Here is a 23,501-nt window from a genome sequence, read left to right as displayed (position 1 = left end):
GCAACTGTTATATGCCCGAATAAACTTAATTTTGAGGTGAATGACAATGGAACAGTGGAAAGGTTTTAAAAACGGAACATGGCAAAAAGAAATCAATGTCCGCGACTTTATCCTGAATAACTTTAAACAATACAATGGCGATGATTCTTTCCTGGAAAAAGCGACCGACTCGACAAATGAGTTATGGAAACAGGTAATGGACCTTACAAGACAGGAGCGCGAAAAAGGCGGTGTCCTGGACATGGATACTGAGATCGTCTCAACCATCACTTCCCATGGACCCGGATATCTGGACAAAGAAAAAGAGACGATTGTAGGCGTTCAGACAGACGAACCATTCAAACGCTCCATGCAGCCTTTTGGCGGAATCAGGATGGCAAAAGCATCCCTTGAATCCTACGGATACGAATTGAATAAAGAAGTAGAACGGATTTTTACAGACTTCCGCAAAACTCATAATCAAGGTGTGTTTGATGCATATACGAAAGAAATGGTACTCGCCCGTAAAGCAGGTATCATTACAGGCCTTCCAGATGCATACGGCCGCGGCCGCATCATTGGTGACTACCGCCGGGTAGCCTTGTATGGAGTGGACTTCCTCATGGAGGAAAAGAAAAAGGATCATCAGTCCACAAGCCAAATCATGACGGAAGACAATATCCGCCTAAGGGAAGAGATTTCTGAACAATACCGTGCCCTTAATGAATTAAAGCAGCTTGCAGAAAGCTATGGGTTTGATATCTCCAAACCGGCAAGCAATGCCAAAGAGGCCTTCCAGTGGCTTTACTTCGCTTACCTGGCTGCCATTAAGGAACAAAACGGAGCAGCCATGAGCCTTGGGCGTGTGTCCACATTCCTTGATATCTACATTGAACGCGATCTCTTGGATGGCACTCTAACAGAGCAGGAAGCACAGGAATTAGTGGACCATTTTGTAATGAAGCTCCGCCTGGTCAAGTTTGCCAGAACTCCTGACTACAACGAACTTTTCAGCGGGGACCCTACCTGGGTGACTGAATCCATTGGCGGTATGGCTCAGGACGGACGCGCTCTGGTTACTAAGAACTCGTTCCGTTTCCTTCATACCCTGGATAATCTGGGACCAGCCCCAGAGCCTAACCTAACCGTGCTTTGGTCCACCCAGCTTCCGGAGAACTTTAAAAAGTACTGCGCGAAAATGTCGATCCAAACGAGTTCAATCCAGTACGAGAACGATGATATCATGCGCCCTGAGTATGGCGATGACTATGGAATTGCCTGCTGTGTATCCGCGATGGAAATCGGCAAGCAGATGCAATTCTTCGGTGCCCGTGCCAACCTGGCTAAAGCCCTGCTTTATGCCATCAATGGCGGAGTGGATGAAAAGCTGAAAATTCAGGTGGCTCCTGCTTACAGCCCGATTACATCCGACATCCTTGACTATGATGAAGTGATGGCTAAATTCGATAATATGATGGAATGGCTCGCAGGCCTTTATATCAACACCCTGAACATCATCCACTATATGCATGACAAATACAGCTATGAGCGCATTGAAATGGCTCTGCATGATACGGAAATTCTTCGCACCATGGCAACTGGAATTGCCGGACTAAGTGTGGTGGCCGACTCCTTAAGCGCCATAAAGCATGCAACAGTAAAAGTCATCCGTGATGAAAACGGCCTGGCCGTAGACTTTGAGACTGAAGGCGACTTCCCTAAATACGGAAACAATGATGACCGCGTAGACAGCATTGCTGTCGAATTGGTGAAAAACTTTATGAACAAGCTGAAGAAACACCCAACCTACCGCGGTTCCGTTCATACAATGTCCATCCTGACCATTACATCCAATGTGGTGTACGGCAAAAAGACAGGTAATACTCCGGATGGCCGCCGTGCCGGGGAACCATTCGCTCCAGGAGCCAACCCAATGCATGGCCGCGATACAAAAGGAACTCTTGCTTCCCTTTCTTCTGTTGCAAAGCTTCCATATGAGTATGCATTGGACGGAATCTCCAATACGTTCTCCATTGTGCCTAAGGCCCTGGGGAAAGAAGAGAACGGAAGAATCAACAACCTTGTTGCCATCCTGGACGGCTATGCAGCCAAGACGGGGCACCACTTGAACGTCAACGTCTTTAACCGGGAAACCTTGCTGGATGCAATGGAGCATCCGGAAGAGTATCCGCAGCTGACCATCCGTGTTTCCGGATATGCGGTCAATTTCATCAAGTTGACACGCGAACAGCAGCTGGACGTCATCAACCGGACATTCCATGATTCTATGTAAGAGAGCGTAAGCGCCTTCGGAACAATCTAAAAGCGGATTGTTCCTGCGATGTTAATTCTTAGAAGCTTTCCTTAGTGCTCAGCCCCGACCAGCATAAGACGATCCCAGAATAGAAGGCGTTTTTTGCCTTCAATTCTGGAGTGGCTTATGACTCGAGCTGCTCAAAGCTATGCTTCTCGCAAGATACTCGAGGAAGCTAATTCAAGGATGAAAACTGGCTAGGCGCTGGAGCTTGACAGTTATCTAAGTGCTCCACTTTATACTTTCTTATCTATGTAACACAAGGAGCTTCCTCCCCTTGGGGAAGCTCCAGCCATTTTAATTAAGCTGGCCCTTCTCCCCTAAACGGGAGGCTGGATGCCAACTTCTATCCTGAAAGGAGTTCTTCATCATGATTGGAAACATTCATTCTATCGAAACATTGGGCACAGTGGACGGACCGGGAATAAGGTATATTGTGTTTACGCAGGGCTGCCTTCTCCGTTGCCAGTTTTGCCATAATGCTGATACCTGGGAAATAGGAACAGGGAAACAAATGAGTGTTTCTGAAATCATTGATGATTTGAAGTCCTATCTGCCATTTATCGAAGCATCCGGCGGCGGAATTACCGTCAGTGGCGGAGAGCCCCTGCTGCAGATTCCATTTCTGATCGAGTTGTTCAAAGAGTGCAAAAAGCTTGGCGTTCATACAACCATTGACTCTTCAGGCGGCTGTTATTCAACAAGCCACCTCTTCCAATCGCAGCTTGCTGAGCTGCTGGAGTACACCGATTTGATTTTATTGGATCTAAAGCATATAGACCGTGAAAAGCATAAAAAACTGACGGGATTAACCAACGAGCACATTCTTAGCTTTGCACGATTCCTTTCTGATCGCCTGGTTCCGATTTGGGTACGCCATGTACTTGTGCCCGGTATCACCGATTCACAGGATGATTTACAGCGTTTGGGCGATTTTATCGGAAGTTTGCAAAATGTCGCCAAAGTGGAGGTTCTCCCCTATCATAAACTGGGCGTCTATAAATGGGAGGCCCTGGGACTTGAGTATCCTTTAAAGGAGGTAGATCCTCCCGGTGATGAAAGTGTTGAAAAAGCTTACTGCCTGTTAACCTCCAAATTGGGCGATTCCAATTAGCAAAGCCACAGCAATGAGGAAACACATTATGGAGCAGGAGTTGGCAGCATTCGCTGCTCTCCTGCTCCATCATTTTTGTAAAAATGCGCTGTTGATTTAAAATCCATTAAAGCATGTTTTCCTGGGTGAGATATTCCGGCTCGCAGTTTATGCAGACCGCATCTTCAAAATCCGTTACATTCACATCAGCGGGATTATATTTTATTCCGCACAGATCGCATAAGATCATTTCTTCCGCTTCTGGTTCCGCCGCCTCAGGAATGGAGTCATTTACTTTCAATTCTGTTACCCAAATCCCATTAATATTTCTCATTTCTGACTGCAGGTATTCTTTTGCGGCTTCTTCTGTCTCCCAGACTCCCCGGTCCCACAGCATTTCGTTTGCATCGCCTGCCTGGACCATCAGTCCATATACTTTTTTCATCGTAGTTTCCCCTTTCATAGCTGCCAGTCTTAAAAACTCCAAGAAAAGCTTTTCCTTGGTTGTTGCTATATTCTTAGCCTGTTTTCAGGGCTTTAAAACCAAATCGCCGCTGGTAAGTCGTGCATCGGTTGGTGCGAGATTTGGCACGGTGTTTCCATATCCGGTTTTAATCATTTATACTAGGACTATGCTTTTATTGTGGAAGCAAAATTGAGGTGACCATTGTGTTCGAACTTTATCACGGACTGGAATTTACCGTTTATTATCCTCTATATATCAGCGCCTTACTAAGCGTAACACTTTGTGTATTATGGAAGCTGAATGGTGACAGCCTTCTGGTTCATTCTTCCCTCCAAAGGACACAAATCAGGCTTTCAGCATCCGATTCAGCTTTTATTGCCCTGGCGGGACTTGCACTAAACAGAACGATTCTAATCCTGAAGACAGTAAAATTGAAAATCAGTGCTGATGATGAGGACAACCATTTTTCTCCCTCTTTTTAAATGAATGAAAACCAGGAGGAGAAAAATGAAGAAATTATCCATGTCAGTATTATCCCTTGCTGCAGCGGCTTTGGTTTTAACAGGCTGCCAGGCAGCGGGTGGGGAAACGACATTTTTCCGAAGCACATTTGTACTGCCCTTTGAAAAACTGATCCATCTGTTTGCCGACTTGACACATGGCAGTTTTGGACTAGCCATCATCCTGATCACTGTTTTGCTGAGAATGGTGCTGATGCCTTTAATGCTTAGGCAATATAAGACCCAGCAAAGCATGAAGGATAAGATGGATAAATTAAAGCCTGAGCTTGATGAAATCCAGAAAAGGCTAAAAGCGACAAAGGATGAAAAAGAACAGCAAAAGCTGCAGCAGGAAATGATGGCACTGTACCAAAAGCACGGAGTGAACCCGCTAAATGCGGGCTGCCTGCCGCTTTTGATCCAGATGCCAATCTTGATGGGGTTATATTACGCCATATCGGAATCCCATGAAATTGCGACACATTCCTTTCTTTGGTTCAACCTCGGTCAGCCGGATATATGGATTACTGCTGCTGCAGGAGCAGTCTACCTCCTGCAATTCAAGATATCCCAGGCCAACCTTGCTCCTGAGCAGCAAAAACAGCTTAAGTTCATGGGGCTCCTTTCGCCGATGATGATTGTCCTTTTCTCCCTTAATGCACCTGCTGCCCTTCCGCTTTATTGGACTGTCGGCGGAGCGTTTCTGATCCTTCAGACCTTTATCTCAAGAAGACTTTACAGTGTAAGGGCCAGCGAAACACCTCCACACGCTGAAAAAGCCTGAGAAGGCCGCAGGCTTCAAATGAACAGCAGCTGCCAAATACGAAAAAGAGCTGTCAACTTGGAGTGACAGCTCTTTTTCATTGTTTTATGCATTTGTGAAGTAATCCTTGTAATAGCCTCCGACTTTGCCGGAGTTATCGATGATAAAGTAAAACTCATCGCTTTCATTTTTGACTTCATATTCTTTTCCGGCGGTCAGCACACGGTTGACGATGTATTTGTTCGCATTCGTATGCAGGCATTTTACTTTTTTTATGGTTTGGCGTTCATGCCAGTCTAAGTGAATCATGTTCAGCATCTCCTTTATCCTCTTCCAATATAGTATAAAGAAGATAACTGTCTCTATGCAACTTCATTTTCGCTGTTATCTGCTCCAATCGCGCCGGTGGTTTCGCGAATTGCCAATACCCCTGCCTGTTCAAACGTAAACATTTCTCCTGTAAGGATGTTTTTAAGGGTGATATAACAAACATCACAAATGTTATCCATTCTAATAAAGCGCAAAAATGAAAAATGAGATCCACGGTAAACCACTTCATATATTCCATTTTCGCTAAATAAATTCATTGTTTTAATCCCTCTTTCCCAGATGTTTTACCTAGGTGATAGTGTCTATTTTCTCTTTACCACAAATATTGCTTGGTTTAAACATCCTGGGAGCAAAGATTAACAAAACCTTTATTTTATGCTTACACAGATTCCCTTGTTCCTTTGTCCCCTTTCAGCAAGGGTTTGAAAATCATGCTGGCAAAGACGAACAGCGGGATGACCGCGGCGATCGTAAAGCCAAGCGCGTAGCCCGGGATAGCTTCCTTTGCCACACGTTCCACAATATCAATACCCATGAAAGAGATGGCTAATCCTTTTCCATCCGCATGCACCATTATCGACCATAGATTGATTCCTTTTATAAGTAGAAGGAGGCTGAACGATAGTAAAAATAACGACAATATATATTTCATAGGCTAACCTCCACGTTTTTTAAATCATCATTACCACTATTTCTATAGTTAATTATATGGAATTCTCCTTGGGATTTATATAGATGTCACAGGATCTTCACATCTCCTGTGAACGGCTTAGCCACATTTAAGGAAAAAGTTTCCACCCAATTCTATAAAAAAATTCTTGTTTATGGGTTTTCAAATGCTTCATAAACCTTTACAATAAATTTAAACTTAATAAAAAATTAAATATTCAAACCATTCTACCGAGGAGGAATGCAAATGAAAATTATGAGCAATGAACAGTTGGTGGTCTCATATCGCGATGCATTAAAGTCGGAAAGTGATAAGGAATGGGCAAAAATACTTAAGGATGAAATTTCAAGAAGAGGTTTAAGGCCATTTAAGGCCCGTTAACAAATGAAAGGAAATCGCCGCTGCTTGCGGCGATTTTTTTATTCAATCGTAACTTACTATTTTCATCACCAAACAAACAAAACTCCGGACAAAAGTCCGGAGTCTTTGGTTCGTCAGCTTCCGAATAGCAGCGATTCAGGATCTTCAATGAGTTCCTTGACTCTTTTCAGGAATGTGACAGCTTCCTTCCCATCCACGATCCGATGGTCATAGGAAAGTGCAATATACATCATTGGACGGTTTTCCATCCTGTCTTTGTCAATGGCGACCGGGCGAAGCTGGATGGTATGCATACCCAGTATTCCAACCTGCGGGCCATTTAAAATTGGAGTGGAAAGCAGCGATCCGAATACACCGCCATTTGTAATCGTAAATGTGCCTCCCTGAAGGTCGCTTAAGCTGAGTTTATTTGTCCGTGCTTTTTCAGCTAACTCTCCGAGGCTTCCTTCAAGCTCGGCAAAGTTCTTCCTGTCCGCATCCCTGATGACCGGTACAACGAGGCCTTCGTCAGTCGATACGGCTACGCCAATATCATAAAATTTCTTGAGGACAATCTCGTCTCCCTGAATTTCAGCGTTCAAATATGGAGTCTTCTTCAGTGCGGCCACAACGGCTTTGGTGAAGAATGACATGAAACCAAGTTTAACATCGTTTTCTTCATAAAAACGATCCTTCCACTTCTTCCTCAATTCCATGACCGCGGTCATATCTACTTCGTTGAAGGTTGTCAGCATTGCGGCTGTCTGCTGTACCTCAACGAGCCTGTTGGCAATGGTCTGACGGCGGCGCGACATCCGGACGCGCTCTACTGGCTTGCCGCTTTCGGCAGCCGGCTTGGCCGGTTGCTTGTTTTGGGGAGCGGAAGGCTTGGATGCAGCTTCTGCCTTTGCAGGCTCAAAATTGGACACATCCTGCCTGCGGACTCTGCCTAATGGATCAGCCGCATTAATTTCACTTAAATCGATACCCTTTTCCCTGGCAAGCTTCCGGGCTGCCGGAGTTGCGATAACCCGTTCCCCTGCTCCCGCAGGCTTGGACTCTTCCGCCGCCTGCGCCGGGGCATCCCCAGCATCTGCAGCTGGCTCTGGGGCTTTCTCTCCCTGGTTGCCGGCATCAGACCCACCCTTCCCAGATGGGATGTTTGCAGTTCCTTCCTCGCTGATTACGGCAATTGTTTCTCCAACCTGTACGGTGTCGCCTTCCTCCGCTTTTAGCTCAGCAAGGACTCCTTCGTGTTCAGAGATAATCTCTACGTTTACCTTATCGGTTTCAAGCTCAACAATATATTCCCCTTTGCTTACAGCATCACCCGGTTTTTTCAGCCACTGGGCGATTGTTCCTTCACTTATTGTTTCTGCCAATTCCGGAACCTTGATTTCTGCCACCTTTGTTCCTCTCCTTTACTACTTCGTCAATGCTTCGTTAATGATTCTTGCCTGTTCAATTTTATGGATATCCGGCTCCCCTTCTGCCGGGCTTGACCGCCTTATGCGCCCAATATAGCCCACTTCAAGCCTTTCCTGAAGGGCCTCATTGATGCGCGGCTCAACAAATGTCCATGCTCCCATGTTCTTTGGCTCTTCCTGAACCCATACTACTTCTTTCAGGTTCGGGAATTCCTGGAACTTTTTCTTTAGCCTTTCAAGCGGGAATGGATAAATCTCTTCCAGTCTGAATATCTGCAGCCAATCATGCTGTTCGGGATCTACCTTATCCGCCAGGTCAACGGCAATTTTGCCGGTGCATAGAACAACCTTCTCGACTTTTTCTTGATCGGTTCCGAGTCCTGGCTGGCTAATGATGGACTGGAACTCTCCTGAGCTGAATTCTTCCGGATCAGAAGCCACAAGCGGATTGCGGAGCAAGCTTTTTGGCGTCATCAGCACAAGCGGCCGTACAGCTTCTTTTGGCAAAATCGCCGCTTGCCTTCTTAAAATATGAAAATATTGGGCTGCCGAGGTCAGGTTGGCAACAGTCCAGTTATTTTCGGCAGCAAGCGTAAGGAACCGTTCAAATCTTGCACTTGAATGTTCCGGCCCCTGCCCTTCATAGCCATGAGGAAGCAGCATGACCAGCCCGGACTTCTGGCCCCACTTTGCTCTTCCAGCAGCAATGTACTGGTCAAAAATTACCTGGGCTGCATTGGCAAAATCCCCATATTGCGCTTCCCAAAGGACCAGGGTTTCAGGAGCAAAAACATTATAGCCATATTCAAATCCAAGTACCGCTGCTTCAGATAGCGGGCTATTATGCACGGAGAATGAGACTTTCGCATCCGGCAATGCATGCAGCGGCGAAAACTCTTTTCCTGTTTCCCTGTCATGCAGGACGATATTCCGGTGCGCAAATGTTCCCCGTTCCGAATCCTGGCCTGTAAGCCGGACTGGCGTTCCATCGCATATGATCGAGGCAAACGCCAATGTTTCCGCCAGTGCCCAATCAATTTTGCCGTTATCGGAAAAAGCGTCCAAACGCCTTTTCAAAATCCGTTCAAGTTTCCCAAAGACTTTAAAATCCGCAGGCCAGTTAAGGAGGTCCTGATTGATTTTTGCCAGCTTTTCCTGCGGCACGGAGGTCTGGATCCTTGGCAGTCCTTTTTCGATCACATCAGGGACTTCCACTTCACTTAGGTGATGCTCGGTTTTTTTCGGCACCTTGTCATAAGCTGACGTCAGCTTTTGCAGCACTTCAGCGGACAAGTCCTTCGCCTGCTGTTCATTAATTACCTGTTCTGATAACAGCTTTTTCTCGTACAATTCCCTTGCTGTAGGGTGCTTTTGAATGATTTTGTACATAAGCGGATTGGTTGTCATAGGCTCGTCCATTTCATTATGGCCGTACCGCCGATAGCCAATCAGGTCAATCAGGAAGTCTTTTCCAAATTTCGTCCGATATTCGACCGCCAGGAGGGATGCCTCTATGCATGCTTCCGGGTCATCGGCATTAACATGGATGACCGGGATTTCGTATCCCTTTGCCAGGTCGCTCGCATATCTGGTTGATCTTGAATCAAACGATTCGGTGGTAAAACCGATCGTATTATTTGCAATGATATGAACGGTACCACCAGTATTAAATCCATGCAGCCCGCTAAGATTCAGTGTCTCCGCCACAATTCCCTGGCCAGGAAATGCTGCGTCCCCATGAATTAAAATGGACAGCGCCTTGGAAGGGTCCTGTTTGGATTTTCCTGGAAGGTCCCTCGTATCCTGAGCAGCTCTTGTAAACCCTTCCACCACAGATCCGACAAATTCCAGGTGACTTGGATTATTGGCCAATGTTACACGGACTTTAGCCGTGCTTTCGGATTTAATCTGGCGGTCCAATCCAAGGTGGTATTTAACATCACCAGTCCAGCCAAAGTTAATTCCAACTGAACCTTCCGAAGGAACCAGTTCCTTGCTCGGAGCATGCTGGAATTCAGCAAAAATCATTTCATAAGGTTTGCCCAGCACATGCGCGAGCACGTTCAGCCGTCCGCGATGGGCCATGCCTATATTGACTGTTTCCACTCCATCTTTCACGGAGTCCGAAATGACCTCATCTATCAGGGGAACCATTGTCTCCAGCCCTTCAATGGAAAAACGCTTTTGCCCTACAAACGTGCGATGGAGGAATTTTTCGAACTCTTCCACCTCTGTCAGACGCTTCAGCAGAGAGATGCGTCTCTTCTGCGAAAGGTTGGGTATAAGCCCTCCACTTTCAACCTTTCGGCGAAGCCAATTCTGTTCGTCCAGGTTATGAACCTGATGAAACTCATAGGCTATAGTGCTTGTGTACACCTGTTTTAAGTGTTCAATCGCTTCTGCGCCATTTTTGACATGGGGCGGAGCATCCGGACAAATCAAGTTTGCCGGGAGCTGTTCCAAATCCTCTTCAGTGATTCCCCATTTTTCTGGTTCATTGAGAGGGTTTTGCTGGCCCCTTTCCGACAATGGATAAACATCTGCTGATAGATGTCCATATGCCCTGATATGGTCCGCCAGCCGGAGTGCAGCAATTATTTTTTCAGCATCGCTGACTTGAAGTTTTTCATGTGTTTCATGTGTTTCTGATTTTGATAGATTCATTCCTGGAATATTTCCTTGGTCGAAATATTCCTTCATTTCCGGGTCTACTGAATTCGGGTCCTCAAGGTACCTTTCATACAGCTCAATGACATATCCCAAATTGGGCCCGTGAAAACCAGACAAGGCATCTTGACTGGCACCAGGTTTGTTCATAGAAGTTCCCCTACCATTTCTTATATAGTTAAAACGAATCCCGCACTTAAAAAATGAATAATTTTTAAAATTCAGGGGATACCGTTTTCATAGTCATTTTACCACTGCTCCTTGACGAGTACAAAGGTTTTGAACTCGAAGATAGTGAAATCATTGGAAAAAAATTTTCTGATAAACCTTATCTTACAAAAATTTCAAAAGAAGCAATTTTACTCCCATATTTTTCAATAAATGTTTTTTGTCAATAAAAATGCCTGGCAGGATGCCAGGCTGGTTTCAAAAGTTCATCAAATTTATATACAATGTTTTTGGAGTGGGAAGTTCGCTTCTCTTCTCGATCAAAGAGGCAAGGATGATATCATGGTTCTCCGCCGGAAATTCCATATGGCCGCAGCTGATGGTCTTTTGGAATCTTGCACCGGCTATGAATACATCCACCCCGTCATCGGTCAGGAAACCCACATTTTCTTCTAATACCGAGAAACGGCGGTGACAGTTTTTCGACTCTCGCATTTCATCCATCCTCCCATGTTTGCTGTATTTTTTATTATATACTAAAGATTCGGAATTTTTATGTGACATTTTTTTGACTTTTTTGTGCCCGCCAGTAGTAAATCCTGAACCCAGGGGCAAAAAAAAGTATGTGGTCACTGCCACACACTTTCCTTTGAATATTACGTTAAGGCAGCCCGGCCGGATTGGTAACTTTTATCCAATTCCTTTGCAATCAGGGCCGCAGCCTTTGCGGAATCATTTCCATAAACCTCGATGAATTTACCACTATACTCTTTCAGGGAATGGCTGTATCGCGGATCATAATAATGTACAAGCAGGATTGAAATCACTGTACGGTAATCACCTTTGATGAGAGCCTCTTCCAGCTCTTCAGCCAACTCGGGATTTTTCAGGCGTTTGACAATCCGTTCTACCTTCTCGTCTACATTGTTTTTGAACCAGGTTTCCGTTTTGTAAGGCTCTACATATTCCCTGTAAATCCGTTCAATCCTGTTATCAAGCGAACAGGAAATTAAAAAATGGGTTCCGTTCATTTTCCGTTCCACCATCGTTTCTGGCTGCGCTGCACGGCCTATCCGCTTGCTTTCTGCTTCAATGATGAAATAGCCCGATCCTTTTATCTCACTTAAACGCTCAAATAAGAGGGCATCAAACGTTTTCTGGTTATGACCGTCGCCGATTCCAATCGTTCCAAATAGCGAGCCCCGGTGGTTGGCCATCTTCTCAAGGTCCAAAACCGGGTATCCCCTTCCTTGCAGTTCCTTAAGGATTTCCGTTTTTCCCGTTCCTGTCAGGCCATGCAGAACCACCGCCTTCTCTGGCAAAAGCATGGGAATCTGCTCCAATATATACTCCCGGTAAGCTCTATAGCCTCCGGCCAGCCTTAAGGATGGTATTCCGGAGAACTCCAGAAAGGAAGCTACAGCTTTGCTTCTCGAACCTCCCCGCCAGCAATGAATGACAGGCTGTGCGCCGGAATCCTCCAAATTCTTAATTTGATTTAAAATGGATGGCAGTTTCGGGGATACAATTTCCATCGCCCGCCATTTGGCCGCCTGGTCTCCGGAATGTTTATATAATATGCCAATCTCCTGGCGCTCTTCATTGGTAAAGAGGGGAATATTCACGGAACCTGGAATGGCTGCCTCTCCGTGCTCAATAGGTGAACGAACATCGACCGGCACATATTTCTTCGACTGGACGAGTTCATCAACAGTAATATCATGCATTTCCAATCATCCTCCAAGGATCCTGTCTGCCAATTAAAATACCGGCTAAAACTCCACTATTTTACACCCAACTGCTAAGGATTTCAAGCAACTGGGCAGGAAGGAACTGAAAAACAACCTGGAAGAAGTTTGAATCCCCGTTCTTTATTTAATCTCAACACCAGTCAATCTCTTAAGAGATCGGCAAAATCTCTTACATTCTTTTGGAAAGGCTTCAAGCCCCTCTTTTTTAAAAGTACCTCCCTTCGTTTCAAGCCTGACGGACCAGGACATGCCATCCACTATGATTCCATCTGCCTGATAATCTTCTTCCCAGTCCCATATGTGGAATTCATAAAGCTTCTTCCGGAATTGCTCCAGAGAATCCAGCCTGGCAATGGGCTTAATCGGCTTTGTTTCTTTTTTATCGAAATTCCATTCAAAACAAACGAAAGTGTTTTTTTCAAAATCGGCAACGATTTTAACTTCAGGTCCCGGATACCCGTTAAAAACGGCCGTCAGCTTGACAATATCGCGGTCAGGCCTAATGGGCACAACATCAACGTTTACATTCATTACTGTCACTTTCCCTCTTATCCTGATTCTCTCGATGGAGATGCCTCCATACCTGTGATTACACTAAGTATATAAAGCTGGCAGGCATAGTACTGTAACAAACAGCACGTTTCTAAAAAAATCCCAATACAATTATCCTTTCTATAAAATTGGCAGAATTTATTATTTTGAAAAATGTTTAAGGCCGGAAAAGAAAGGGTTAATAGAAGGAAAACAAATATGAGGTGTAAAGGAATGCTAAATACGATGGACCGCCAATTTGAGCAACCAAAGGGAATCTTCGGCAGAATCGCAGGATTCATTATGAACCTTGAAAACAAGAAAATAAACAGATGGACGATCCGCCAGTTGAATCCTCATAAAGGCGATACCATCCTAGAAATTGGGTATGGTCCTGGTTATGCCATAAACGAACTTATGGAAACAAAAAGAAGGATTACAATCCATGGAATCGATCTTTCTTCAAAAATGAAGCAGATGGCAGAGCGGAAAAACCGCGATTATATCCAGCAGGGCCGAGTGCGCCTTTATTCTGGGGATATCATTGATTATGAACCATCTCACCTTTATGATAAGGTATTTTCGGTAAATAATTATCCTCTTTGGGAGCATCAGGAGCAATCACTGAAAAAAATATACGACATGATGAGCATTGAAGGCAGAATTGCCTTGACGGTCCAGCCCAGGGAAGATGGGGCAGACGAAACAACAACCAGAACTCTTGGGGCCAAAATGCAAAAAGACATGGAAGAAGCCGGTTTTAAAGATGTTTCGGTTGCGTATGGAAATTATAGGCCTATATTGACGGTTTGTGTCACAGGCACAAAAAGATGACCTATCCCTGCTTGAGAGTAACAGAATATAAAAACGAAGGGACAGCCGTAAAAAAGCGGCTGTCCCTCCGTTCTATTTTGCTGCTTCGACAAGCTCTCTGATCTCGTCCAGCTTCCCTTCGTGGAACAGTTCGACTATTTTGCTGCCGACGATAACTCCATCGCAGTGGGATGACATTTCTTCCACCTGCCGGGGAGTAGAGATGCCAAAGCCGGCAAGAACTGGCAGAGGACTGATTTCTTTAACCTGTTGTAAAAAATGGCTGAGGTTCCCGTTAAAGCTGGTGCGGGCACCTGTGATCCCGGCAACGGTAACTGCATAAACGTAGCCGTTACCCTTTGCGGTAATTTTCCTGATTCTCTCTTCCGGGCTCGTCACAGTGACCAGCCTGATCAACTCGATTCCCCTTTTTGTCAATTCAGGAAGAATCAAATCCTCTTCCTCAAGGGGCAAATCTGGAATAATGCATCCATCGATCCCTGCCAAAGCAGCTTTCTCCGCAAAATTGGCGATTCCTAGGGCAATGATAGGATTGGCATAAGTCATTAAAATGAGCGGCATGGTGATTTCATCCTTGAATGACCGAACAGTCTCGAGTACTCCCAGCAACGTCGTTCCTTCGTTCAAGGCCCTTATCCCTGCTTTTTGGATGGTTGGGCCGTCGGCAACTGGATCTGAAAACGGAATCCCAAGTTCAACCGCATCCACACCGCACTCTTGCAAAAATAGCAGCTTTTCCTTGAGGGACTGCAGTCCCCCATCCCCTGCCATGATATAAGGAACAAAAGCTTTATGCTCCATTTGGTGAAAAACCTGATTAATTTTCGTCATGGACATTTCCTCCCATATGCGCCCTGATTGTCTGGACATCTTTGTCCCCGCGGCCAGACAGGCAGATTACGATTCCTTCGTCCGGTCTCATGGCGGCTGCCAGCTTTATGGCATAAGCCACTGCATGGGCACTTTCCAGGGCAGGAATAATCCCTTCAAGCCTTGACAGCTGTTTTACACCATCCAGAGCCTCTTCATCAGTGATGGATTCATACTTCACCCGGCTGATTTCATGAAGGTAGCTATGCTCAGGGCCAATTCCCGGGTAGTCCAGCCCGGCGGAAATCGAATGGGCTTCCTGGATCTGGCCATGGTCGTCCTGAAGCAAATACATCATGCTGCCATGCAGGATACCCGGCTTTCCCTTCGCAAGGGATGCAGCATGGCGGCCAGTTGAAATTCCGGCACCGGCTGCCTCGACTCCATACATTTTCACATCCTCATCTTCAATGAAGGGATGGAACATTCCCATTGCGTTGCTTCCGCCTCCTATGCAGGCAACAAGCGCATCCGGCAGCCTTCCCTCTTTCTCAAGGTACTGTTTCTTTGTTTCTTTTCCTATAACACTCTGAAAATCCCTTACCAGCTTCGGGAACGGATGCGGACCCATAACTGACCCTAGTATATAATGGGTATCTCCTACATTCGCAACCCAATAGCGAAGGGCCTCATTTACCGCATCTTTCAGAGTGCCGCTTCCTGAACTGACGCTGACAACCTTTGCGCCTAGCAGTTCCATTCTGAAAACATTGAGCTGCTGTCTTCTGATATCTTCTTCCCCCATAAAAATCACACATTCGAGATTCAGCAATGCACATACAGTCGCTGTAGCGACTCCGTGCTGCCCAGCCCCCGTTTCAGCGACAATCTTGCGTTTTCCCATGCGGACAGCAAGCAGAGCCTGCCCGATTGTATTATTGATTTTATGGGCGCCAGTATGGTTTAGATCTTCCCGCTTAAGGTATATTTTTGCTCCTCCGGCACGGGCGGTCAGATTTTCCGCATAATAAAGCGGTGTTTCCCTGCCTACATACTCTTTTAGCAAATGGTTCAGCTGATGATGGAAATCCTCGTCGGCCAATGCCTTCTCATAGGCTTCCTCCAGGTCAATGACTGCCTGCATCAGTGTTTCAGGAACGTACCTCCCGCCAAATTGGCCAAAATGTCCTTTTGAATCCGGCAGTGTGTAGGCTGCTGTCTTTGTGTTATTCATATGCCCTCATCCTCTCCAGCTTTAGCTATTTCAATAAATCTTCCAATTTTCCTTAAATCCTTTTTTCCCTCTGTTTCCACTCCACTGCTGACATCCACCATGAAAGGCCGGACCTTGTCTATTGCGGTCTGCACATTGTCAGGATCCAGGCCCCCTGCAAGGATGACATTCCGGCCTCTTTTTGCCCCGCTTGCAACATTCCAGTCAAAGCTCATTCCATTTCCGCCTTTGTACGTGGCAGGAGGACTGTCGAGCAGGACATAGTCTGATGTCTCATAATCAATTATGGTGATATCCTCTTTGTCTCTAATACTATAAGCCTTAATGAGTGGCCGGCCGATTTTCATGTAATCTCCGGGACTTTCTTCTCCATGCAGCTGGATATGGGTCAAGCCGGCCAGTTCCGCAATTGATGCGACTTTTTCTGGAGGTTCATTAACAAACACTCCCACCTTCCAGACAGCCTCCGGGAGTTCCTGAATGATTGCCTTGGCCTCCCCGGGGGTAATTTGCCGCTTGCTCGGTGCGAAAACAAAACCAAGTGCATCCGCACCTGCAGCTGCGGCGTGCAAGGCTGCTTCCGCGGTTTTAATTCCGCAAATCTTCACCTTCATAGCTGTTTCACCGCTGTCAAAGGAACTTTGAAGTCCCTGAAGAGCTGATGCAAATCTGCAGCCGCCATGAATGATTCCCCAACCAGAATGCCGTTGGCTCCCGAATGAGCTGCCCGCATTACATCCTCTCTCGTTTTCAAGCCGCTCTCGCTGATCAAGAATGCCCCTGATTTTCTTACAATCGGTCCGAGCTTTTCCGTCGTATCCAATTTGACCTCAAAGGTTTTCAAGTCCCGGTTGTTGATCCCGACTAATTCCGCTCCTGCCGACAGTGCTTTCTCAAGATCGGCTTCATCATGGACTTCAACAAGAGCCTCCATTCCAAGCTCCTTGGAGTATTCATGGAGCTCCTTTAATGAATGCTGGTCATGCACCGAGGCGATCAACAGGACCAGGTCGGCACCGGCTGCTGAGGCATGGGTGATTTGTTTTCGTTCGATAATAAAATCCTTGCAAAGGATAGGAAGTCCCACTGCACTCCGTACTTCCTTCAAGTCATCCATGGTTCCTTTGAAGTGGCTGTCTGTAAGCACGGAGATGGCCGAAGCTCCATATTCGGCATACATGGCAGCCTGCTTTGCCGGCTGAAGGCTGTCATTGATCAAACCCTTGGAAGGAGAGGCTCGCTTAAACTCCGATATGATGCATAACTCGGATGCATTTTTTAGCTTTTCAATAAAAGAATGTTTTTTTTGTGGCAACCCGATGGCAATTTCACTTAAATCCCTAATGTCTTCCCGCTTTTTGGCGATGATTTTGTCCAGAATGGTTTGCATTTATATGACCGCCCTCTCCGCATTTTTGCTTTTATGGATCAATGTTTCCAGCTTATCCAGGGCACTTCCTGAATCAATGCTTTCGGCTGCCTGGAATATCCCATGCTGGATGGTATCTGCCCGTCCGGCAGCGAAGATTCCGATGCCCGCATTAAGGAGCACAGTGTCCCTGTAAGCCCCTTTTTTGCCTTTTAGTACATCAAGCAGGATGGCAGCATTCTGCTTTGCATCCCCGCCGATGATTTCACTATTTTCATACAGCGATAGCCCAACTTCTTCCGGATGGACGATCTCACGGACAATTTCGCCATCCTTTAAGATAACCAGCTGGTTATCTCCTGCAAGTGACGCCTCATCCATCGAGCCCGCTCCATTCAGGACTACCGCCCGCTTGCGGCCCAGTTTCTTCAGCACCTGGGCAAAAAGCTCAAGTCTATCGGCCCGGTTAATGCCGAGGAGCTGGTAGTCCAAATCAATCGGATTGGTCAATGGCCCAATGAGGTTGAAAACGGTTGGAATCCTAAGGTCCTTTCTAACCTTCATAATCCGCTTGATTTTTGGATGGACATAAGGCGCAAACAAAAAGGCAATACCGTTTTCTTCAAGAATGTCTTCCGTTTTCTCCGGGGATAAATCCAGCGGTACTCCCAGTTCCTCCAAAACATCCGCACTTCCCGTTTTGCTCGATATGCTTCTGTTTCCATGTTTGGCCACTGTAACCCCCGCACCGGCAATGACAAATGCCGAGGTTGTGCTGATGTTGAAGCTTTGGGACCCATCACCGCCTGTGCCGCAATTATCAAGGACTCCAGTGAACTTCCTGCCAAAGGCCCTTGAATTGCTTCTAAATGCTTCAACAATGCCAGCAACTTCTTCTACCGTTTCTCCTTTGGTTTTAAGACCTACCATAAAAGCGGCAATCTCGCTGTCTGAGATTTCATCAGAGAAGATTTTGCTCACCGCTTCTTCCATTTCAGGCTGTGTCAGGGATTTTCTTGCTGTTAATTTTTCAAGATAGGACTTCATGTTTTTCATTCTCCTTCCGCATCTGTATTAAGAAGTTGTTCAGAAGCTGTTTTCCTTCCCTGCTTGCAATGGACTCGGGATGGAACTGCAGCCCATAGAGAGGAAACTCTTTATGCTTGATAGCCATGATTTCGCCATCTTCGGCAGAAGTGGCAAGGACGTCGAATTGTTCTGGCACGGTATTTTTTTCAATGACCAATGAGTGGTAGCGCATGACATCCATCTTTCGGGGCATCCCTGCAAAAATCGATGTTCCTGAATGGTTCAATCTTGATATTTTGCCGTGCATGATTCTCTCAGCTTTGGTGATTTTGCCTCCAAACGCATACCCGATCGCCTGGTGTCCGAGACAGATGCCAAGGATTGGAATGCTTGGCGCCAAAGCTCTGATTATATCCACACATATACCTGCATGTTCAGGCCTGCCTGGACCAGGTGAAATAATGATTGCTTCTGGCATCATATTAAGCACATCGTCGACTGTGAGAGCATCATTTCTTACAACCACAGGGAGGCTTCCCAGCTCTCCAAGATACTGATAGAGATTAAAGGTAAAGGAATCATAATTATCGATTAGCAGGATCATTTGCAGCCTCCATTAATGCCCTTAACTTATGGGCAGTCTCTTCAAATTCCTTTGCGGGATCCGAGTCATGGACGATGCCGGCCCCAGCCTGGATATAGGCTTTATTGTCCTTGATGACCATTGTTCGTATCGCCAGGGCAAAATCCATGTTCCCGCAAGCTGAAAGGTAGCCGATGGCTCCCGAATAAACCCCTCTTTTTGTCTTTTCAAGCTCGTTGATGATTTGCATCGCCCTAATTTTCGGGGCCCCTGAAACCGTCCCAGCCGGCAGGCAGGAGGCCAGCCCTTCTGCTGCAGAACATCCCTCAGCCAGCTTTCCGCTTACTTCCGAAACCAGATGCATTACATGCTGGTAACGCTCAACCTTCATATATTTTTCCAATTTTACAGTGCCGACCGTGCAAATGCGCCCCAGGTCATTCCGTCCCAAATCCACAAGCATCCTGTGTTCGGCAAGTTCTTTTTCATCGGCAGCGAGCTCTTTCTCGAGCAGCACATCTTCTTCCGGAGTTCTCCCTCTCGGCCGTGTACCAGCTATCGGATTTGTCAGGATGCTGTTTCCCCTTGCTTTAACCAGGCTTTCCGGCGAAGCTCCTGCAATGGAGTAGTCACCGTAGTCCAAATAATACATATAAGGGGAGGGGTTTTTGACTCTTAATTTCCTGTAAAAGCTGAACGGATTGCCGGAGACATCTGCCTCCAGCCTTCTCGAAAGCACCACTTGGAAGATATCGCCTTCTTCAATGTATTTCTTTGCTTTTAAAACCAGTTCTTCGAATTCTTCCCTGCTTACATTGGATTGGAAGTGTGATAATTTGAAATCCTCTTCCTGACTGGTGCTTCCACCTCGAAGCTCCTGCTTCCGCTTTTCCAGGCGTTGTGAGACCTGCTCACTAGTCGAGCCTGGTAATTCAAACCCGATAAGAAAGACTTTCTGTTTCAAATGGTCAAAAGCAATCACTTCATTGAAAACAAGCAAGTGCGCCTCAGGCATTTGGAGCGGGTCGGCCGGTTCGGGCCCAACACTTTCATAATCACGGATTACATCGTAGCCGATATAGCCGACTGCCCCTCCAATAAACGGGATATCTGCAATAGGCTTTGCAACTGGCAGGTAATCTTTTATTATGTCAATGACTGGGCCTTTCCTGATGAGTTTACCGGAAGGTCCCTTTACAGAAGCCTCCCCCCTGAACCCCTTGATTTCATATACAGGCTCGGCCCCGATGAAGGAAAAACGCCCTGCGTCCTCATGCTTGAGAGAGCTTTCAAGCAGGAACTTCTGCTTTCCCGATATCCTCTGGTAGATGGCAATCGGGGTAAGAGTATCTCCCTCAATTTCCTCCACCTTCACGTTTATCCCCTGATCTTGAATGACCATAAAGAATCCCCTTTCCAATCCAGATAAAATAAAAAAGTCCCCTATACGCACAAAAAGTGCATATAGAGGACGATTACGTATGACCGCGGTGCCACCTCAATTGAAACGGCGAAGGCCGTTTCCCCTTTTCGAATACTGTTCCATATTCTATCCTTTTAACGGCGGAACCCGTGCTTTCCTACTATCGTTCAGAAAGCCTCTTGCAAGCCCATTCGATAAACCATTCCGTACCGGTTCCCAGCAACCCGGCTCTCTGTGACGAAATTAGCTTATGTACTCTTCTTGCGCAACAATTTACCAATTATGAAGTTTTCGAACAAAACAAAAAGGGTTTCCCGCCTGTAGATAAGGACGAGAAACCCGTGGTGCCACCTTGATTGGCCGAAACCGGCCCGCTTTGAGCATCAAAGCACATGCTTTAATGCCTGCCTCTTGTAACGATGAGGCCCATTCGCCAGAGCCTACTTTCCGCAAGGGGTTCGGTCTGGGGCTCAGAAGTCCATTCACTGCAACGTCCATACTGGTTCGCACCACCCACCAGCTCTCTGACATTTCCGTTTCAGCTACTCCTCTTCTTCAACGCCAACGCTATTATTGTTTATAATCATAAACAACATGCCAGTTAAATGTCAATACTAATTTTCAAATTATTAAAAATTACCTAAGTTTTCGTCCAACGTGTTACCCTTTTGCTAATTTGACGCTTCCATTCATCCGCCAGTGACTCAACCTGTACAAGTTCGGCTATGGCGGCTGGTTCGTGTCCGTGCCCGTGCAGCATCAGCTGATTTGCCCTGTAAACCGAGAACTCCTTTTGCACCCGGCTGATTAGTTTTAAGCCAGAAGTTTTTCTGACGATTCCCTCTTCCCGCACTCTAAAGAAACAGCCTGTCAAGCAAGTCTCAAATACCCTGTTCAACAGGGTGTCAATTCCATTATGCCTGGAGATGGTCGAACATGGGACCCTGCCCTGGGTAATTTCAACCACAGCATCTCCCAGCTGGAACACATCACCAATATACAAATCATTTTCTGTAATGCCTGCCACGGTGATATTTTCCCCGAATGCGGGCAATTTAAGCTTCGTTCCGTATTCCTTTTCCCATCTGCTGTAATGGTCAAATGGATATAGGCAGACTGCTCTATCCGGCCCGCCATGGTGTTTTGTATCGGCTATGCCGTCACCGTCAAATCCATGTTTCCAAAGCATTGCTTCTTCAATGGGTATTTTGCCAATGGCTGATATATCCCGCCTTTCCCGCCAGTTCTGTTCTTTTGGCATCCCAACGTTCAACTGAACAATCGCGGCTTCCATATGTATTCCTCCTCAATTGCTTCTTTGTCTTATTGAGAATTTTACCATAAAAAAGAAATGCTATATCCTTACTTTTAGTAAAAGCTATTAACAGTACGAAATAAGGCGGGTATTGAAATGAACTATGCGGAAAAATTGTTCAGCCATTCCGGGAAAAAGTCCTCCCGGAAAAAGTCAGGTACCAGCGGAAAAAGATGGGCAGTCTTATCCATTTCCTCCATTCCTTTGGTGATGACACTGGGGAATAGCATGCTGATTCCCGTTTTGCCAGTAATGGAACGGCAAATGGGCATTTCTTCTTTTCAATCCAGCTTAATCATAACTGTTTATTCAGTTGTAGCCATTTTCCTCATTCCAATTGCCGGGTATTTGTCTGACAGGATAGGCCGTAAAAAAGTCATTATCCCAAGCCTTTTTATCGCAGCCATCGGGGGATTGCTCGCAGGCTGGGCATCCTGGCAAATGGATAACGGTTATTGGGTCATACTGATCGGCCGGGCACTGCAGGGAGTCGGAGCAGCAGGTTCATTCCCTATTGTTCTCCCGCTAGTTGGGGATATGTTCAAAAATGAAGAGGAAGTAAGCAGTGCACTGGGAGAGATTGAGACATCCAATACCCTGGGTAAGGTATTAAGCCCGATTCTCGGCTCCTACCTTGCCGGCATAATTTGGTTCCTGCCTTTCTTGTCAATTCCTGTTTTTTGTGCAATTTCCATATTGTTAATGCTGCTTCTTGTAAAAGCGCCAAAGAAGAAAAGTGAAGCCTTGCCATTTCGGGACTTCATCAAGAAGATAAGGCTCATCTTCAGTGAAAATGGGCGCTGGCTGTATGCGATCTTTTTTATCGGGATTATCCTCATGTTTGTTTTATTTGGCGTCTTGTTTTATCTTTCTGATATTTTAGAATCAAAGTATGGAATTACAAATGTAAAAAAAGGACTTTTTCTCGCCCTGCCTCTTGGAGCACTTTGCCTGTCCTCTTTTATCACAGGAAAGCTGATTAAGGAAAATCAGGTGCTCATGAAATGGATTGCCTTTGTGGGAGCCTTGCTTCTTGGAATCTCTACAGCCGTCCTGGGTTTTTCAAAAGATTTATGGTTCCTGATCTCGATTTTCCTTGTTGGGGCAATTGGAATCGGAGCCTCCTTGCCGCCCCTTGATTCTTTGATTACTGCTAGCATTGAAAAAGAAGAACGCGGCACGATCAGCTCCATATACAGTTCAATGAGATTTATCGGAGTAGCGGCTGGCCCCCCAGTTATCGCCATCATGATGAAGAACTCGGAACAAATGATGTTTTATTTATTGACAGGACTAAGCATTGCCGCTGCTCTTGCGACTTTATTTGCCATCAGGCCAAAGAAAAAAGGAGCATGAACAGGGCCGTTCAAAAAAACTGTAACCTGCCTTTTTGAGGCTGGTGGAGAAGTTTCGGGTGTGTCAATTGCTTTTTAGACTATAGGGAATTTAGGGGGCGCTGAGAAGGGGTATCAGTGCCCTTTTTGTAGTGGCAGGAAGTCATTTCGGGCACTGAGAGAAGATGTCAGTGACCTCTTTGTGGTGGAAGGAGACATTTCGGGCACTGAGAGGAGATATCAGTGCCCTGTTTGTAGTGATAGAAGACATTTCAGGTACTGAGAGGAGATATCAGTGCCCTTTTTGTAGTGGCAGAAGACATTTCAGGCACTGAGAGGAGGTGTCAGTGACCTCTTTGTTCTGGCAGGAGACATTTCGGGCACTGAGAGGAGGTGTCAGTGACCTTTTTGTGGTGGCAGGAGACATTTCGGGCACTGAGAGGAGGTGTCAGTGACCTTTTTGTAGTGACAGAAGTAATTTCAGGCACTGAGAAGGAGCGTCAGTGCCCTGTTTGTAGTGGCAGGAGACATTTCGGGCACTGAGAGGAGGT

The 23,501-nt window shown here is 46.2% G+C and carries 24 protein-coding genes and 2 other annotated features; of the genes, 7 read left to right on the top strand and 17 right to left on the bottom strand.

Annotated elements, in window-relative coordinates; all coding sequences use genetic code 11:
- Positions 1-46: 46 nt before the first annotated feature.
- On the top strand, positions 47-2,272 hold the full coding sequence (pflB, locus tag WQ57_RS11485) for a formate C-acetyltransferase (protein ID WP_046523916.1): 2,226 nt from the start codon (positions 47-49) through the stop codon (positions 2,270-2,272).
- A 391-nt stretch (positions 2,273-2,663) separates the two neighbouring features.
- Positions 2,664-3,407, top strand: a complete 744-nt coding sequence (pflA, locus tag WQ57_RS11480) for a pyruvate formate-lyase-activating protein (RefSeq protein WP_046523915.1) — start codon at positions 2,664-2,666, stop codon at positions 3,405-3,407.
- 106 nt (positions 3,408-3,513) lie between these two features.
- Here pflA and WQ57_RS11475 read toward each other — a convergent pair whose 3' ends face one another.
- On the bottom strand, positions 3,514-3,831 hold the full coding sequence (locus WQ57_RS11475; protein WP_046523914.1) for a hypothetical protein: 318 nt from the start codon (positions 3,829-3,831) through the stop codon (positions 3,514-3,516).
- Between the two features lie 224 nt (positions 3,832-4,055).
- On the opposite strand from WQ57_RS11475, the gene WQ57_RS11470 reads away from it, so the two are divergent.
- Positions 4,056-4,334 (top strand): hypothetical protein, encoded by a 279-nt coding sequence (locus WQ57_RS11470; RefSeq protein ID WP_156183118.1) that lies wholly within the window; start codon positions 4,056-4,058, stop codon positions 4,332-4,334.
- 25 nt (positions 4,335-4,359) lie between these two features.
- Complete coding sequence (gene yidC / locus WQ57_RS11465) at positions 4,360-5,136, top strand: membrane protein insertase YidC (RefSeq protein ID WP_046523912.1); 777 nt, start codon at positions 4,360-4,362, stop codon at positions 5,134-5,136.
- Between the two features lie 84 nt (positions 5,137-5,220).
- Here yidC and WQ57_RS11460 read toward each other — a convergent pair whose 3' ends face one another.
- From WQ57_RS11460 to WQ57_RS11450, 3 genes are all read right to left on the bottom strand, one after another.
- On the bottom strand, positions 5,221-5,424 hold the full coding sequence (locus tag WQ57_RS11460; protein ID WP_046523911.1) for a DUF6501 family protein: 204 nt from the start codon (positions 5,422-5,424) through the stop codon (positions 5,221-5,223).
- A gap of 53 nt (positions 5,425-5,477) precedes the next feature.
- Complete coding sequence (locus WQ57_RS11455; protein WP_046523910.1) at positions 5,478-5,702, bottom strand: hypothetical protein; 225 nt, start codon at positions 5,700-5,702, stop codon at positions 5,478-5,480.
- Between the two features lie 122 nt (positions 5,703-5,824).
- Positions 5,825-6,097 (bottom strand): hypothetical protein, encoded by a 273-nt coding sequence (locus tag WQ57_RS11450; protein ID WP_046523909.1) that lies wholly within the window; start codon positions 6,095-6,097, stop codon positions 5,825-5,827.
- Positions 6,098-6,361: 264 nt separating this feature from the next.
- On the opposite strand from WQ57_RS11450, the gene sda reads away from it, so the two are divergent.
- Entirely contained in the window at positions 6,362-6,496 is a 135-nt protein-coding gene (sda, locus tag WQ57_RS11445; protein WP_046523908.1) for a sporulation histidine kinase inhibitor Sda, read from the top strand.
- A 113-nt stretch (positions 6,497-6,609) separates the two neighbouring features.
- Here sda and odhB read toward each other — a convergent pair whose 3' ends face one another.
- The 5 genes from odhB to WQ57_RS11420 all read right to left on the bottom strand — a co-directional run bounded on the left by odhB (position 6,610) and on the right by WQ57_RS11420 (position 13,028).
- The gene (odhB, locus tag WQ57_RS11440) at positions 6,610-7,881 is read right to left on the bottom strand and encodes a 2-oxoglutarate dehydrogenase complex dihydrolipoyllysine-residue succinyltransferase (RefSeq protein WP_046523907.1); all 1,272 of its coding nucleotides are present in this window, start codon (positions 7,879-7,881) and stop codon (positions 6,610-6,612) included.
- Positions 7,882-7,899: 18 nt separating this feature from the next.
- Positions 7,900-10,719 carry a 2-oxoglutarate dehydrogenase E1 component gene (locus WQ57_RS11435; protein WP_046523906.1) on the bottom strand — a complete coding sequence of 940 codons (2,820 nt, stop codon included), beginning with the start codon at positions 10,717-10,719 and terminating at the stop codon, positions 7,900-7,902.
- Positions 10,720-10,995: 276 nt separating this feature from the next.
- The gene (locus WQ57_RS11430; protein WP_046524040.1) at positions 10,996-11,232 is read right to left on the bottom strand and encodes a hypothetical protein; all 237 of its coding nucleotides are present in this window, start codon (positions 11,230-11,232) and stop codon (positions 10,996-10,998) included.
- A gap of 161 nt (positions 11,233-11,393) precedes the next feature.
- Positions 11,394-12,464: a tRNA 2-selenouridine(34) synthase MnmH gene (mnmH, locus tag WQ57_RS11425; RefSeq protein WP_046523905.1), complete on the bottom strand. Its 1,071-nt coding sequence runs from the start codon at positions 12,462-12,464 to the stop codon at positions 11,394-11,396.
- Positions 12,465-12,608: 144 nt separating this feature from the next.
- On the bottom strand, positions 12,609-13,028 hold the full coding sequence (locus tag WQ57_RS11420) for a hypothetical protein (protein WP_156183117.1): 420 nt from the start codon (positions 13,026-13,028) through the stop codon (positions 12,609-12,611).
- Positions 13,029-13,253: 225 nt separating this feature from the next.
- On the opposite strand from WQ57_RS11420, the gene WQ57_RS11415 reads away from it, so the two are divergent.
- Positions 13,254-13,853, top strand: a complete 600-nt coding sequence (locus WQ57_RS11415; RefSeq protein WP_046523903.1) for a class I SAM-dependent methyltransferase — start codon at positions 13,254-13,256, stop codon at positions 13,851-13,853.
- 72 nt (positions 13,854-13,925) lie between these two features.
- Here the strand turns inward: WQ57_RS11415 and trpA are convergent, their stop codons facing one another.
- The 8 genes from trpA to WQ57_RS11375 all read right to left on the bottom strand — a co-directional run bounded on the left by trpA (position 13,926) and on the right by WQ57_RS11375 (position 21,595).
- Positions 13,926-14,684, bottom strand: coding sequence for a tryptophan synthase subunit alpha (trpA, locus tag WQ57_RS11410; RefSeq protein ID WP_046523902.1), 759 nt, complete (start codon positions 14,682-14,684; stop codon positions 13,926-13,928).
- Positions 14,671-15,897, bottom strand: a complete 1,227-nt coding sequence (trpB, locus tag WQ57_RS11405) for a tryptophan synthase subunit beta (RefSeq protein WP_046523901.1) — start codon at positions 15,895-15,897, stop codon at positions 14,671-14,673. The genes trpA and trpB overlap by 14 nt, the downstream gene beginning before the upstream one ends.
- Positions 15,894-16,511, bottom strand: a complete 618-nt coding sequence (locus WQ57_RS11400; protein ID WP_046523900.1) for a phosphoribosylanthranilate isomerase — start codon at positions 16,509-16,511, stop codon at positions 15,894-15,896. The genes trpB and WQ57_RS11400 overlap by 4 nt, the downstream gene beginning before the upstream one ends.
- On the bottom strand, positions 16,508-17,287 hold the full coding sequence (gene trpC, locus WQ57_RS11395; RefSeq protein ID WP_046523899.1) for an indole-3-glycerol phosphate synthase TrpC: 780 nt from the start codon (positions 17,285-17,287) through the stop codon (positions 16,508-16,510). The genes WQ57_RS11400 and trpC overlap by 4 nt, the downstream gene beginning before the upstream one ends.
- Positions 17,288-18,313, bottom strand: a complete 1,026-nt coding sequence (trpD, locus tag WQ57_RS11390) for an anthranilate phosphoribosyltransferase (protein WP_046523898.1) — start codon at positions 18,311-18,313, stop codon at positions 17,288-17,290.
- Positions 18,297-18,899 (bottom strand): anthranilate synthase component II, encoded by a 603-nt coding sequence (locus WQ57_RS11385; protein ID WP_046523897.1) that lies wholly within the window; start codon positions 18,897-18,899, stop codon positions 18,297-18,299. Before WQ57_RS11385 ends, trpD begins: the two co-directional genes overlap by 17 nt.
- Positions 18,880-20,280 (bottom strand): anthranilate synthase component I, encoded by a 1,401-nt coding sequence (trpE, locus tag WQ57_RS11380; protein WP_046523896.1) that lies wholly within the window; start codon positions 20,278-20,280, stop codon positions 18,880-18,882. Before trpE ends, WQ57_RS11385 begins: the two co-directional genes overlap by 20 nt.
- Positions 20,281-20,342: 62 nt before the next feature.
- Positions 20,343-20,579 (bottom strand) — a binding site (T-box leader).
- Between the two features lie 45 nt (positions 20,580-20,624).
- Positions 20,625-20,869: a binding site (T-box leader), on the bottom strand.
- Between the two features lie 72 nt (positions 20,870-20,941).
- On the bottom strand, positions 20,942-21,595 hold the full coding sequence (locus WQ57_RS11375; protein ID WP_046523895.1) for an MOSC domain-containing protein: 654 nt from the start codon (positions 21,593-21,595) through the stop codon (positions 20,942-20,944).
- A gap of 117 nt (positions 21,596-21,712) precedes the next feature.
- Here WQ57_RS11375 and WQ57_RS11370 point away from each other — a divergent pair, with 117 nt between their 5' ends.
- A complete protein-coding gene (locus tag WQ57_RS11370) occupies positions 21,713-22,972 on the top strand; it encodes a bacillibactin exporter BcbE (protein ID WP_046523894.1) in 1,260 nt (419 codons plus the stop codon).
- The last annotated feature ends 529 nt before the right edge of the window (positions 22,973-23,501 follow it).

It is taken from the genome of Mesobacillus campisalis (assembly GCF_000986785.1).
Lineage (GTDB): Bacteria > Bacillota > Bacilli > Bacillales > Cytobacillaceae > Mesobacillus_B > Mesobacillus_B campisalis.
The sequence above is the reverse complement of the archived record's forward strand: the minus strand, read 5'-3'. Positions and strand labels throughout refer to the sequence as shown.

Bases quoted from the DNA above. Each gene is read 5' to 3' on its own strand.
- pflB (WP_046523916.1), top strand. From the start codon at position 47: ATGGAACAGTGGAAAGGTTTTAAAAACGGAACATGGCAAAAAGAAATC.
- pflA (WP_046523915.1), top strand. From the start codon at position 2,664: ATGATTGGAAACATTCATTCTATCGAAACATTGGGCACAGTGGACGGA.
- WQ57_RS11475 (WP_046523914.1), bottom strand. From the start codon at position 3,831: ATGAAAAAAGTATATGGACTGATGGTCCAGGCAGGCGATGCAAACGAA.
- yidC (WP_046523912.1), top strand. From the start codon at position 4,360: ATGAAGAAATTATCCATGTCAGTATTATCCCTTGCTGCAGCGGCTTTG.
- WQ57_RS11460 (WP_046523911.1), bottom strand. From the start codon at position 5,424: ATGATTCACTTAGACTGGCATGAACGCCAAACCATAAAAAAAGTAAAA.
- WQ57_RS11455 (WP_046523910.1), bottom strand. From the start codon at position 5,702: ATGAATTTATTTAGCGAAAATGGAATATATGAAGTGGTTTACCGTGGA.
- WQ57_RS11450 (WP_046523909.1), bottom strand. From the start codon at position 6,097: ATGAAATATATATTGTCGTTATTTTTACTATCGTTCAGCCTCCTTCTA.
- sda (WP_046523908.1), top strand. From the start codon at position 6,362: ATGAAAATTATGAGCAATGAACAGTTGGTGGTCTCATATCGCGATGCA.
- WQ57_RS11435 (WP_046523906.1), bottom strand. From the start codon at position 10,719: ATGAACAAACCTGGTGCCAGTCAAGATGCCTTGTCTGGTTTTCACGGG.
- WQ57_RS11430 (WP_046524040.1), bottom strand. From the start codon at position 11,232: ATGCGAGAGTCGAAAAACTGTCACCGCCGTTTCTCGGTATTAGAAGAA.
- mnmH (WP_046523905.1), bottom strand. From the start codon at position 12,464: ATGCATGATATTACTGTTGATGAACTCGTCCAGTCGAAGAAATATGTG.
- WQ57_RS11415 (WP_046523903.1), top strand. From the start codon at position 13,254: ATGCTAAATACGATGGACCGCCAATTTGAGCAACCAAAGGGAATCTTC.
- trpA (WP_046523902.1), bottom strand. From the start codon at position 14,684: ATGACGAAAATTAATCAGGTTTTTCACCAAATGGAGCATAAAGCTTTT.
- trpB (WP_046523901.1), bottom strand. From the start codon at position 15,897: ATGAATAACACAAAGACAGCAGCCTACACACTGCCGGATTCAAAAGGA.
- WQ57_RS11400 (WP_046523900.1), bottom strand. From the start codon at position 16,511: ATGAAGGTGAAGATTTGCGGAATTAAAACCGCGGAAGCAGCCTTGCAC.
- trpC (WP_046523899.1), bottom strand. From the start codon at position 17,287: ATGCAAACCATTCTGGACAAAATCATCGCCAAAAAGCGGGAAGACATT.
- trpD (WP_046523898.1), bottom strand. From the start codon at position 18,313: ATGAAGTCCTATCTTGAAAAATTAACAGCAAGAAAATCCCTGACACAG.
- WQ57_RS11385 (WP_046523897.1), bottom strand. From the start codon at position 18,899: ATGATCCTGCTAATCGATAATTATGATTCCTTTACCTTTAATCTCTAT.
- trpE (WP_046523896.1), bottom strand. From the start codon at position 20,280: ATGGTCATTCAAGATCAGGGGATAAACGTGAAGGTGGAGGAAATTGAG.
- WQ57_RS11375 (WP_046523895.1), bottom strand. From the start codon at position 21,595: ATGGAAGCCGCGATTGTTCAGTTGAACGTTGGGATGCCAAAAGAACAG.
- WQ57_RS11370 (WP_046523894.1), top strand. From the start codon at position 21,713: ATGAACTATGCGGAAAAATTGTTCAGCCATTCCGGGAAAAAGTCCTCC.